Genomic DNA, 12,600 nt, shown 5'->3' on the forward strand with positions numbered 1-12,600 from the left:
CTGAATATGGGGGGACCATCCTCCAAGGCTAAATACTCATCATCGACCGATAGTGAACTAGTACCGTGAGGGAAAGGCGAAAAGAACCCCGGGAGGGGAGTGAAATAGATCCTGAAACCGCGTGCTTACAAAAAGTAGGAGCCTCGTAAGGGGTGACTGCGTACCTTTTGTATAATGGGTCAGCGACTTACATTCAGTGGCAAGGTTAACCGAATAGGGAAGCCGTAGAGAAATCGAGTCCGAATAGGGCGATCAGTCGCTGGGTGTAGACCCGAAACCAAGTGATCTATCCATGGCCAGGATGAAGGTGCCGTAACAGGTACTGGAGGTCCGAACCGACTAGTGTTGCAAAACTAGCGGATGAGCTGTGGATAGGGGTGAAAGGCTAAACAAACTTGGAAATAGCTGGTTCTCTCCGAAAACTATTTAGGTAGTGCCTCAAGTATTACCATCGGGGGTAGAGCACTGTTTTGGCTAGGGGGTCATGGCGACTTACCAAACCAAGGCAAACTCCGAATACCGATGAGTACAGCTTGGGAGACAGAGCACCGGGTGCTAACGTCCGGACTCAAGAGGGAAACAACCCAGACCGCCAGCTAAGGTCCCTAAAATTGGCTAAGTGGGAAACGAAGTGGGAAGGCTAAAACAGTCAGGATGTTGGCTTAGAAGCAGCCATCATTTAAAGAAAGCGTAATAGCTCACTGATCGAGTCGTCCTGCGCGGAAGATGTAACGGGGCTAAGCCAGTTACCGAAGCTGCGGATTTGCAATTTATTGCAAGTGGTAGGAGAGCGTTCTGTAAGCCTGTGAAGGTGCGTTGTAAAGCGTGCTGGAGGTATCAGAAGTGCGAATGCTGACATGAGTAGCGTTAAAGGGGGTGAAAAGCCCCCTCGCCGTAAGCGCAAGGTTTTCTACGCAACGTTCATCGGCGTAGAGTGAGTCGGCCCCTAAGGCGAGGCAGAGATGCGTAGCTGATGGGAAACAGGTCAATATTCCTGTACCGATATATAGTGCGATGTGGGGACGGATCTTAATAGGTCATCCAGTTATTGGATTATTCTGGTTTAGTTGGATGTAGGCGTGCATTAGGCAAATCCGGTGCACATATACCGAGGCCAACGATCGAGCGGACTTGTCCGTGAAGTGACTGAACGAGGTTCCAGGAAAAGCCACTAAGCTTCAGCTATATACGACCGTACCGCAAACCGACACTGGTGCGCGAGATGAGTATTCTAAGGCGCTTGAGAGAACTCAGGAGAAGGAACTCGGCAAATTGACACCGTAACTTCGGAAGAAGGTGTGCCCTATTAGTGTGTAGTGAACAACGAAGCATGAATGGGTTGCAAAAAATCGGTGGCTGCGACTGTTTATTAAAAACACAGCACTCTGCAAACACGAAAGTGGACGTATAGGGTGTGACGCCTGCCCGGTGCTGGAAGATTAAATGATGGGGTGCAAGCTCTTGATTGAAGTCCCAGTAAACGGCGGCCGTAACTATAACGGTCCTAAGGTAGCGAAATTCCTTGTCGGGTAAGTTCCGACCTGCACGAATGGCGTAACGATGGCCACACTGTCTCCTCCTGAGACTCAGCGAAGTTGAAATGTTTGTGATGATGCAATCTCCCCGCGGAAAGACGGAAAGACCCCATGAACCTTTACTGTAGCTTTGTATTGGACTTTGAACAGATCTGTGTAGGATAGGTGGGAGGCTTTGAAGCAGGGTCGCTAGATCTTGTGGAGCCAACGTTGAAATACCACCCTGGTGTGTTTGAGGTTCTAACCTAGGTCCATTATCTGGATCGGGGACAGTGCATGGTAGGCAGTTTGACTGGGGCGGTCTCCTCCCAAAGCGTAACGGAGGAGTTCGAAGGTACGCTAGTTACGGTCGGACATCGTGACGATAGTGCAATGGCATAAGCGTGCTTAACTGCGAGACTGACAAGTCGAGCAGATGCGAAAGCAGGACATAGTGATCCGGTGGTTCTGTATGGAAGGGCCATCGCTCAACGGATAAAAGGTACTCTGGGGATAACAGGCTGATACCGCCCAAGAGTTCATATCGACGGCGGTGTTTGGCACCTCGATGTCGGCTCATCTCATCCTGGGGCTGTAGCCGGTCCCAAGGGTATGGCTGTTCGCCATTTAAAGAGGTACGTGAGCTGGGTTTAAAACGTCGTGAGACAGTTTGGTCCCTATCTTCCGTGGGCGCTGCAGATTTGAGGAAGCCTGCTCCTAGTACGAGAGGACCGGAGTGGACACACCTCTGGTGTATCGGTTGTCACGCCAGTGGCATTGCCGAGTAGCTAAGTGTGGAAGAGATAACCGCTGAAAGCATCTAAGCGGGAAACTCGTTTCAAGATGAGATCTGCCGGGGCCTTGAGCCCCCTAAAGAGTCGTTCAAGACCAGGACGTTGATAGGTCAGGTGTGGAAGCGCAGTAATGCGTTAAGCTAACTGATACTAATTGCTCGTGCGGCTTGACCCTATAACTTTGATCAATCTGATCAAGGTGTTATGCCAAGTTGACGCATTCAAAATACATTCAAAACAGCGCAGATATTGCGTGCTGATTCCAAACTCTATGAATTCGTTTGATTGATCATGTGATCAGTCAGACAACAAGTTATGCCTGATGACCATAGCGACGTGGTACCACTCCTTCCCATCCCGAACAGGACAGTGAAACGCGTCAGCGCCGATGATAGTGCGGGTTCCCGTGTGAAAGTAGGTCATCGTCAGGCTCTTACAGCCAGGAAAAGCCCAACACAGCGTGTTGGGCTTTTTTCTTTTGGATTTTATAAAAGCGCGTCATCTCACGGAGACGCGCTTTTTTTATTGCCAAGTGGCGAGCTTCAAATATTTCGGATGAGCGCCGAATCCGTCTCGGCCGCACCGGCCGTGACCAATTCAGCCAAGATATCTTCGGCCAATTGATCCAGCTCCGTGTCGGCGAAGAAGCGCTCGCGGATAACACCGAAATATGACGCGCTCCGAAGCCAGTCGGCCCATTCGTTCAGTGCCATGGACTGCACCTCGAGTAGCTTGAACTTCATCAGCACTTTGATGGCATGCCGTGCATGCTTCACCGGATCCCGCTGGAGCCCGTCGAGCCGCCGGCGCGCGGTAGCCAGAGAATTACCAACGTCCGCGAAGACGCGCCCGTGTCCAGGAATCACCCGAAGCGGCGCCAGCGCTTCGATGCGATCCAACGTGGCCGCAATATCCCCGAACGATGGCTCGCCTGCCAGCTCGGGAAAAGCAACACCAAAACCGTTTTCCCAAAGGGCGTCGGCTGAGATCAGTGTTCGCGAGACGGCGTCAAACAGAATGATCGAATGCGGATCGTGGCCTGGTGCGCTGTGCACCTGCCAAGCCCTGTCGCCAAGCATGCATTCCGTCCCAGGCCGCAGCAGCCCGTCGAACCGAAACCGTGGACATATCTGTCCTGTCGCACGAAAGCTCAAGCCGCCTTCGTCCCACTGCGCCACAAGATCCGCCTCTCCAGGCGGAATCTCCGTTTGCACCTTCGGATAGTGCCGCTGCAGCGCCGCGTTGCCGCCGCAGTGATCGCTATGCAGATGGGTATTCAATATTCGATCGAGCGGCCGCGTCCCCAGCGCCGATTCGACAAGCGCCAAGGTTTGACCGGCATGCGTGGCATACCCGGTATCGATCAGCGCGGTCTCGTCGGCCCCGACAAACAGAACGTTGTTCGATGAAAGCCAGCCGCGCTCGAAGACGACGAGGTTCGCCGGCAGCCCGGCCGCGGCGAGCTCGCTCACTCAGACGCTCGCGCTGGTTCGCAGCTCACGGCGCAGGATCTTCCCGACATTGGTCTTCGGCAAGGTTTCCCGGAACTCGATGTGCTTCGGCCGCTTGTAGCCGGTGAGCTGGCTGTTGCAGTATTGGAGCACCGCCTCTTCGGTCAGCGTGGGATCCCTGCGCACAACGAACACCTTGATCGCTTCGCCCTGCTTTTCGTCCGGCACGCCCACGGCCGCGCATTCGACAACGCCCGGGCACAGCGAGATCACGTTCTCGAGTTCGTTCGGAAAGACATTGAAGCCGCTGACCAGGATCATGTCCTTCTTGCGGTCGACGATGCGGCTGTAGCCGTCTTCCTGCATGACGGCGATGTCGCCGGTGCGCATGAAACCGTCGGCCGTAAAGGCCGCCGCGGTCTCGGCCGGCTGGTTGTAGTACCCGGTCATCACGTTCGGGCCCTTGATGCAAAGCTCGCCTGCCGTGCCGACGGGCAGGGAGTTGCCTTCATCGTCCTTGATGGCGATCTCGATACTCGGCAGCGGCAAGCCGATCGTGCCGGTGAACTTCGTGTTCGAGACTGGATTGTTCGTACCGATCGCGCAGGTCTCGCTCATGCCCCAGCCCTCGATCATCGGGCAGCCGGTCGCTTCGAACCACCGCTGTGCCGTGCCCTCAGAGGCGGCCATGCCGCCTGCCTGCGACACGAACAGCGTCGAGAAGTCGATCGACTTGAACTGCGGATGCATGAGCAGCGCATTGAACAACGTGTTCACCGCCGGCAGCATGTGGAAGGGGCGCTTCTTGAGCACCGCAATGAACTTGTCGAAGTCGCGTGGATTGGGAATCAGCGTCATGTGCGAGCCCTGCCGGATGACAAGCAGGCACAGCGTCAGCGCGAAGATGTGATACAGCGGCAGCGCTGCGATGCTGTTGACCTTCGACAGGTCGCCCGCCCGCGACAGTGCAGGCGTGAACCACGCCTCCGCCTGCAGGGTGGCCGCAACGATGTTGCGGTGGGTCAGCACCGCGCCCTTGGACAAGCCCGTCGTGCCGCCGGTGTACTGCAGGAATGCGATCGAATCGAGCGTGCTCTGATCTGGCCCGAGAGGCCGGCCGCGCCCTTCGGCAATCGCCTTGGAAAACTCAGTGACCGTGCGGCCACCGCTCAGCGGCAGCTTGTAGGGCGGGACCATCTTGGCCAGGTGGCGAACCGCGATGGTGATCCATGCGCCATAGAGGCCGCCCAGCAAATCGCCCATCGAAGTGACGACGACGTGCTTGACGGGAGTGCGCTCGATCACCTGCTCCAGAGTGGAGGCGAAGTTCTCGAGAATGACGATGGCCGTGGCCCCGGAGTCCTTGAGCTGATGCTCGAGCTCGCGCGCCGTATAGAGCGGATTGACATTCACGCAGGTGTAGCCCGCCCGGAGCACGCCGCACATCGTGACGGCAAACTGGGGCACATTGGGCAGCATGATGGCTACTCGCGCACCCGGCTCGAGGCCGAGCGACTGAAGCCAGGCGCCCAGCGCCTTCGAGAGCGTGTCGAGCTCTCCGTACGACATCCAGCGCTCCATGCAAACGGAGAACGGTCGATCGGCGTAGCGGCCGAAAGCCTCATCGAACATGTGGGTCAGAGACCGGTACTGCTCGGGGTTGATCTCGTGCGGCACGTCGGCCGGATAGTTCTGTCGCGCGGATGTCTGCATGCAAGCTCCTTTGCGCGGATTGTGGGAGCCAGATGCGCCCGCCCACTAGCGGGCTTGTCCTAGGGCAACGGCAAGCACTGTCGCGCGCGCGATAGCTGCGCGGCTTGGCCGGCCTCGGCGGGCGTGGTGGCGCCGCCCCGAAAGGAGCGCTCTCAGGCCTTGCCGGATTCACCCGGCAGCAGCACCCCGGCCGGAATGTCGGGTTCGACTTCCAGCGCCCGGTAGAGCGGCGTGAAATCGGGGGCCGTGAGTTCGAACAGCTGCGCGAAGCTCTCGATCACGAAATAGTTGGCCTGGTACGTGTCGATCTTGTAGCGCGTGCGCATGGTGCGCAGCAAATCCAGCGGCAGCCGGTGCGGCTCGTCACTGCGCACCGCATGCTGCAGCTCGCCCACCGAACTCAGGATGCCGGCACCGTATGCGCGCAGCCCGTCCGGCTGGCGGATGAGGCCGAACTCCACCGTGTACCAGTACAGCCTGGCCAGCTTCTCCCCGGCGCCGAGTTCGTGTGCCTTGATGCCGCCTTCGCCGTAGCGCTGCACGTAGTCCGCAAAGGTGGGGTCGAACAGCATCGGCACATGCCCGAACAGATCGTGGAACACGTCGGGCTCAACGATGTAGTTGAACTCCTCGGGCTTGCGGATCCAGTCGGTCACTGGAAACTTGCGGTTCGCAAGCAAGGTAAAAAACGGCAGTTCGGGAATCAACCCCGGCACCGCCACGATCTCCCATCCGGTGGCGCGATGCAGCCGCTCGTTGATTTCCTCGAAGCGCGGGATGCGGTCCTTCACGCCCAGCGAAGGCAGGGCCTTGATGAATGCATCGCAAGCCAACCCGGGCAACTGCGCCGCCTGCCGCTCGTACAGCCGCTTGTAGGTGTCGTGGTCGGCCGGCGTGTAGCTGGCCCAATCCTGCGGGCAGGTGTAGTCGGCATGCACCGCACCGCCGCGCGAGTAGTCGCCGCGCGGCGGGCGATCCGAAGCGCCATAAACAGCAGGTTTGACGGCAGCAGTGGCGGCGGCGGGGGTGTCCATGGGAAATTGCTCTCGGTTATTTGAGCCAGCGGTTCATCACACGCTGAAAGTCGCCGCCGGCTTGCTGCAGGTGCAGCCATTGGTCGACGTAGGCCTTGAAGGCCACGTCATCGCGCGGCAGCATCCAGGCCATTTCGCCGTATTGCAGCGGCTTTTCGGGGTTGATGGCACAGAGCCCGGGCTTGAGCTTCTGCTGCGTAATCGCTTCCGCGGACTCGGTCACGAACACGTCGGCCCGGTTGGCAAGGATCTCGTCGAAGATCGTCACGTTCTCGCCGTGCAGCGTGAGCTTGGCCTGCTTGAAGTTGGCGCGTGCGAAGCGCTCGTTACTGCCGCCTGGATTGAAGATGACCCGGGTGGAGGGCTTGTCGATGTCGGCCACGCTCTGATACTTGGCAACGTCGGCACAGCGCGCGATGGGCGCCTTGCCGTTCACCATGTAGGGTGCGCTGAAGAAGGCGCGCTTCTGCCGGTCGGTGGTCACCGAAACGCCGCCAACCGCAATGTCGCACTTCCCGGCCGTGAGGTCGGGCAGCAGGTTGGCCCACGTGGTCTTCACCCACTCGGGCTTGGCGCCCAGGCTGGCGCTGAAGCCCGCCATCAGGTCGACGTCGATGCCTTCGAACGAGCCGTCGGCCTTGTGAAAGCTGAACGGCCTGTAGTCGCCCGGCGTGCAGATGCGCAGCACGGCGGCCTTCTGCACCGTGTCCAGGTGCGACGCGGCCACGGGAGCGGCCGGCGCCATCGCGCAACCGGAAAGAACGGCGGCGGCCGCGGTGAGGGTCAGGCCGATCGAAAACGTGCTGCGCATGGAGGCTCCTGGGCGATGAAAGAAGCGCTTATTTTGGGGCCGCCAACACGCCCCGGCGCATCTGGTCGAGTTCGATGCTTTCGAACAGCGCCTTGAAGTTGCCGTTGCCGAAGCCGTCGTCGCCCTTGCGCTGGATGAACTCGAAGAAGATCGGGCCGAGCTGGTTCTCGCTGAAGATCTGCAGCAGCAGCGCGTCTTTCTTGCCGTCGATCAGGATCTTGCGCTTCTGCAGCTCGGCCACGCTTTCGCCGTGTCCGGGAATGCGCTTGTCGACCAGCTCGTAGTACGTGTCGATGGTGTCGAGCAAGGTCACGCCCTTGGCGCGCAGCGCGTCGACGGTTTCATACAGGTTGTCCGAGCCCATCGCGATGTGCTGGATGCCTTCGCCGCGGTACATGTCCAGGTACTCCTGGATCTGGCCCGCCTGCTCCTTGCCCTCTTCGTTGATCGGGATGCGGATCTTGCCGCAGGGGCTGGTCATGGCCTTGCTCTTGACGCCCGTCACCTGGCCTTCGATGTCGAAGTACTTGATCTCGCGGAAGTTGAAGAGCTTCTCGTAGAAGCCGGCCCACACATTCATCCGGCCCCGGTACACGTTGTGCGTGAGGTGGTCGATGTAGGTCAGGCCGTTGCCCTTCGGCGCCAGCGCATCCTGCGATGCCACGCCCGGCAGCGGCTCGAAGTCGACGTCGTAGAAGCCGATGTTGCCGATGTCGCCCGGCTTGGCGCCGTTCTTGCCGGGCCAGCGGTCCACCAGGTAGATCAGGCTGTCGCCGATGCCCTTGATGGCGGGGATGTTCAGTTCGCCGGGGCCGGCCTTGTCGGCAAAGCCCCAGGCACCGAGCGAAATCGCGCGCTCATAGGCCTGCTTGGCGTCCTGCACGCGAAAAGCGATGGCGCAGACGCTCGGGCCGTGCTCGCGTGCGAAGCGCTGCGCGAACGAGTCGGGCTCGGCGTTCACGATGAAGTTGATCGTGCCCTGGCGGTACAGCAGCACGTTCTTGTGGCGGTGCCTGGCCACCGCCGTGAAGCCCATGCGCTCGAACACCTGGCCCATGGCCACCGGGTCCGGCGCCGCGTATTCGATGAATTCGAAGCCGTCGGTTCCCATCGGGTTCTCCCAGGGCGTGAAGGCGGGGGCGTCGGTATGGCTCATAGGGGTCTCCAGGGTGGGGTTCGAATGGATAAAGAAGCAAGGAAATTGCGAAAAAGCGCACCGAAGCGGCCTTTGCAGCAATGTAGGGCGGATGCCGCTCACGTTTTCAGCGTTGTTGGGCGCCCTAATTAGCAAAGACGCAGAAAAACTGCAAAAATAGCAATATGGAAGCACTCGACAAGATTGATCGGCTCATATTGCGCACGCTGCAAGCAGACGGACGTGCTACCTACGACCAGATTGCCGAGCAAGTCAGCCTGTCTCCGAGTGCCGTGCTCAGGCGCGTCAAGCGGCTGGAAGAAAGCGGCGTCATCGACCGCTACGTGGCTCTCGTTCGCCCCGAAGTCATCGGCCTGGGCCTCACCGCGTATCTCAACGTGCGCCTCGAAAAGCACACCGAGAGCCACAAGCGCAACCCCATGGACCTGTTTCGCGCCAGCGTCCAGACTTGGCCCGAGGTGGTCGAATGCGCGGCGCTCACTGGCGAAATGGACTACCTCTTGCGCGTGGTGGTCGCCGACATGGGCCACTACAGCCGGTTCATCATGGACACCCTGCTCAAGCATCCGAGTGTTGAAGACTGCAAGACCAGCTTTGTGCTGGACCGTGTCAAGGCCACAACGGCTGTACCGGTTTAGCAACGAATTCGTTGCTCGAATCACACGCGCTTTGGTACTGGTTCACAAATGACAACCGGAAGTACCCATTCGGACTTGTTGATTAAGGGGAAACCCTTATATTTGAGCCATGCTCACCGCCAAGACCCTTATCCAAGCGTCTCTCGGCCTCGGCTCTTTCCTGAAGGCGCCGATGGTTGAGGCGCAACCGCGCGCGACCTCCGCGCCCCAGCCCGTCATGGTGCCGATCCGCTCGATCGGCCCGCGCGAACGCGACCGCATCGCGCGCCACCTGCTGGCGCTGACCCCCCATGACCGCTACCTGCGCTTCGGCTACGCCGCGTCGGACGAGCAGGTGCAGCGCTACGTCGACGGCCTCGACTTCGACCGCGACGAACTCTTCGGCATCTACAACCGCCGCCTCGACCTGATCGCCATGGCGCACCTGGCGTTCGCGCCCGACGACCAGCACAGCGACTGCGCCGAGTTCGGCGTGTCCGTGGCGGCGCATGCGCGTGGCCGCGGCTACGGCGCCCGCCTGTTCGAGCGGGCCGTGGTGGTCGCCCGCAATGAAGGTGTGGGCATGCTCTTCATCCATGCGCTGAGCGAAAACGCCGCCATGCTGAAGATCGCCCGCAACGCCGGCGCCACCGTGGTGCGCAGCGGTTCCGAATCCGAGGCGCACCTGCAGCTGCCGAGCGCCACCTTCGACAGCCGCATGAGCGAAATCGCGCTCGAGCACTACGCGGCGGTCGACTACCACCTCAAGACCCGCGCCAAGCAGTTCTGGGCCTTTCTCGCGAGCCTGCAGGAAGTGCGCAGCGGCATTCGCGACGCCCGCAGCAAGTCGGCGCAGTAAGAAGCAAGCCAGGTCTGGCCGTGGCATGCGCCGCCCGGCACGGCTCCAGCGCAGTGCCGGCGTCGGCCGCACTTGTTTCGTCCTGTAGCCGAATTGCTGGGAGGTAGAGCGACAGGGGTAGAGCCTGTCACATGCAATCCGGTATCCTTGTATCTCTTCAACTACGCCTCCCGCAGTGGCCGAACCTCACCCTGAACGCGCACCCGTCGAACGGGAAGACAAGCGCGGCTTTCTCCAGAAACTGGCCGAATTCATCCACCCCGGTCCCGACTCGCGCGACGAGCTGATCGAAACCTTGGCCGACGCCGAGGACAACGAGGTGATCGGCGCTGAGTCGCGCGTGATGCTCGAAGGCGTGCTGCGCATGGCCGACATGACGGCCGGCGACGTGATGGTGGCCGCCCCGCGCATGGATCTGGTGAACATCGACGCGCCGTACGACGCGCTGTTGCACCTGGTCATCGACACCGCGCACTCGCGCTTCCCGGTGTACGAGGGCGAAAAAGAAAACATCATCGGCATCCTGCTCGCGAAAGACCTGCTCAAGCTGCAGCGCGCGCCGGGCCTCAACATCCGTGCGCTGCTGCGCCCGGCCACCTTCGTTCCCGAGAGCAAGGGCCTGAACGACCTGCTGCGCGAGTTCCGCGGCAACCGCAACCACCTGGCCATCGTGATCGACGAGTTCGGCCGCGTGGCCGGGCTGATCACCATCGAGGACGTGCTCGAGCAGATCGTCGGCGAAATCGAAGACGAGTTCGACATTGCCGAGGACGAGGGCGACATCTTCGGCCTGGCCGACCACACCTACCGCGTCTCGGGCGACACGCCCATCGAGCGCGTGGCCGAAGCATTCGGCATCGTCTTCGATGAAGAACAGCTGAGCGAAGACTTCGACACCATCGGCGGCCTCATCGCACACGAGATGGGCCACGTACCCAAGCGCGGCGAGCACCACGCCATCGGCGGCTTCGACTTCGTGGTGCTGCACACCAAGGGCGGCGCCGTGCGCTGGTTCAAGGTGTCTCCGGCCCGCGGCAGCGACGCGGCCGACTGATGCCGTTGCCCGCAGCGGCCACGCTCCGCACCTCGCGCATCTTTTCCGCCGTGGGCCTGATGCGCCTCCTCGGCTTTGCTTTCGCGGGTCTCGCGCAGGCCGCCGCCATTGCCTGGCCCGCGAACGGCCAGCCGCTGTGGTGGCTGCAACTGCTCTCGCTGGCGGTGCTCGTCGGCCTGCTGGACCGGCTGCGCGCCGAAGGCGCCGGCTGGCGCCGCGCCGGCCTGCACGGCTGGCTTTTCTCGACGGCCTGGCTCACCGGCAGCTTCTGGTGGCTCTTCATCTCGATGCACACCTACGGCGGGCTTCCGGCACCGCTTGCGGCCATTGCAGTGCTCTCGCTCGCAGCCGCGCTCGGGCTCTACTACGCGGTGGCCTGCGCCTGGTTCGTCGTCCGCGGGCCGCGCGGGCCGGTGGCCGGTGCCTTGGTGTTCGCCGCACTGTGGACCTTGGCTGAGCTCGTGCGCGGCAGCTGGTTCACGGGTTTTCCGTGGGGCGCCGGCGGCTACGCGCACGTCGAAGGGCCGCTGGCAGCGTGGGCCCCGTGGATTGGCGTGTACGGCATTGGCGCAGTCGCTGCGGTTGTGGCGGCGCTTGTCGCGCTGACCCGGCCTGCCCGCACCATGGGGCTGGCACAGGCATTGGTCCTCGTCGCCGTTGCATTCGCCGCACCACACCTCGTGGCACCGCTGCCCGCCGACGCCCAAGGCGCCAAGGGTTCGAGCGGCAACCTGCATCTGGCGCTGCTCCAGGGCAACATCCCACAAGACGAAAAATTCATCCCCGGAGGCGGCATCGACCTGGCGCTGCGCTGGTACGGCGAGCAGCTGCGCGACGCCAAGGCTTCGCTCGTGGTCACGCCCGAAACCGCCTTGCCGTTGCTGCCGCAGCAACTGCCCGCCGGTTACCTCGAAGCCATCCAGGCGCGCTACAGCCAGGGCATGCAAGCCGCCATCGTCGGGCTTCCGATGGGCGGCCAAGGCACCTACAGCAATGCGGTGCTCGGCTTCCAGCCCGGCGTCGCGCAGCCCTACAGCTACAGCAAGCACCACCTCGTTCCCTTCGGCGAATTCATTCCGCCGGGCTTTCGCTGGTTCATCCGGATGATGAACATTCCGCTCGGCGATTTCGCCCGCGGCGGCCTGGCGCAGGCGCCTTTCGCTTGGCAGGGCCAGCGTATTGCGCCGAACATCTGCTACGAAGACTTGTTCGGCGACGAGATCGGCGCCAACTTCAAGGACGAGGCCACGGCGCCGACCATCCTGCTCAACGTGAGCAACATCGCGTGGTTCGGCGACTCGGTCGCCATCGACCAGCACCTGGCCATCTCGCGCATGCGCTCGCTCGAGTTCGCGCGGCCGATGGTGCGGGCCACCAATACCGGCGCCACTGTGGTGATCGACGCCGAAGGCCGCGTCACGCATCAGCTGCCGCGCCTTACGCGCGGCGTGCTCGAGGCGCCGGTCGAAGGCCGCAAGGGGCTCACGCCCTATGCGCGCTGGGTGGCGCCGTTCGGGCTCTGGCCGCTGTGGATTTCGGCGCTGGCTGTGGTCGCCGTGGCCTTCGCGCTGCGCCGCCGCAACGGCTGACGCAGGGC

At 61.4% G+C, this 12,600-nt stretch carries 9 protein-coding genes and 2 rRNA genes (1 of these 11 cut by a window edge); 6 read left to right on the forward strand and 5 right to left on the reverse strand.

The genetic code is table 11. From position 1 onward, the window contains the following. Window positions 1–2,483 (forward strand): 23S ribosomal RNA (locus V9K97_RS23320) (it extends 391 nt beyond the left edge of the window). Window positions 2,484–2,626: 143 nt separating this feature from the next. After that, window positions 2,627–2,739: ribosomal RNA gene (gene rrf / locus V9K97_RS23325) — 5S ribosomal RNA — on the forward strand. Window positions 2,740–2,850: 111 nt separating this feature from the next. Here the strand turns inward: rrf and V9K97_RS23330 are convergent. The 5 genes from V9K97_RS23330 to hppD all read right to left on the reverse strand — a co-directional run bounded on the left by V9K97_RS23330 (window position 2,851) and on the right by hppD (window position 8,473). Continuing rightward, complete coding sequence (locus V9K97_RS23330; protein ID WP_337321008.1) at window positions 2,851–3,780, reverse strand: MBL fold metallo-hydrolase; 930 nt, start codon at window positions 3,778–3,780, stop codon at window positions 2,851–2,853. After that, complete coding sequence (locus V9K97_RS23335) at window positions 3,781–5,472, reverse strand: AMP-binding protein (RefSeq protein WP_258502540.1); 1,692 nt, start codon at window positions 5,470–5,472, stop codon at window positions 3,781–3,783. Between the two features lie 152 nt (window positions 5,473–5,624). Further along, window positions 5,625–6,506 carry a phenylalanine 4-monooxygenase gene (gene phhA / locus V9K97_RS23340; RefSeq protein WP_337321010.1) on the reverse strand — a complete coding sequence of 294 codons (882 nt, stop codon included), beginning with the start codon at window positions 6,504–6,506 and terminating at the stop codon, window positions 5,625–5,627. 16 nt (window positions 6,507–6,522) lie between these two features. Beyond that, a complete protein-coding gene (locus tag V9K97_RS23345) occupies window positions 6,523–7,317 on the reverse strand; it encodes a transporter substrate-binding domain-containing protein (protein WP_337321012.1) in 795 nt (264 codons plus the stop codon). A 28-nt stretch (window positions 7,318–7,345) separates the two neighbouring features. Further along, window positions 7,346–8,473: a 4-hydroxyphenylpyruvate dioxygenase gene (gene hppD, locus V9K97_RS23350; RefSeq protein WP_293407860.1), complete on the reverse strand. Its 1,128-nt coding sequence runs from the start codon at window positions 8,471–8,473 to the stop codon at window positions 7,346–7,348. A gap of 164 nt (window positions 8,474–8,637) precedes the next feature. On the opposite strand from hppD, the gene V9K97_RS23355 reads away from it, so the two are divergent. The 4 genes from V9K97_RS23355 (at window position 8,638) to lnt (ending at window position 12,592) form a co-directional block, all read left to right on the forward strand. Next, window positions 8,638–9,111, forward strand: coding sequence for an Lrp/AsnC family transcriptional regulator (locus V9K97_RS23355; protein ID WP_157616096.1), 474 nt, complete (start codon window positions 8,638–8,640; stop codon window positions 9,109–9,111). Between the two features lie 109 nt (window positions 9,112–9,220). Further along, on the forward strand, window positions 9,221–9,949 hold the full coding sequence (locus V9K97_RS23360) for a GNAT family N-acetyltransferase (RefSeq protein ID WP_157616095.1): 729 nt from the start codon (window positions 9,221–9,223) through the stop codon (window positions 9,947–9,949). Between the two features lie 175 nt (window positions 9,950–10,124). Then, complete coding sequence (locus V9K97_RS23365; RefSeq protein WP_126748280.1) at window positions 10,125–11,003, forward strand: HlyC/CorC family transporter; 879 nt, start codon at window positions 10,125–10,127, stop codon at window positions 11,001–11,003. Further along, the gene (gene lnt, locus V9K97_RS23370; RefSeq protein WP_337321014.1) at window positions 11,003–12,592 is read left to right on the forward strand and encodes an apolipoprotein N-acyltransferase; all 1,590 of its coding nucleotides are present in this window, start codon (window positions 11,003–11,005) and stop codon (window positions 12,590–12,592) included. The genes V9K97_RS23365 and lnt overlap by 1 nt, the downstream gene beginning before the upstream one ends. Window positions 12,593–12,600 lie beyond the last annotated feature (8 nt).

The organism is Variovorax sp. CCNWLW186 (genome assembly GCF_037203865.1).
Classification (GTDB): Bacteria; Pseudomonadota; Gammaproteobacteria; order Burkholderiales; family Burkholderiaceae_C; genus Variovorax.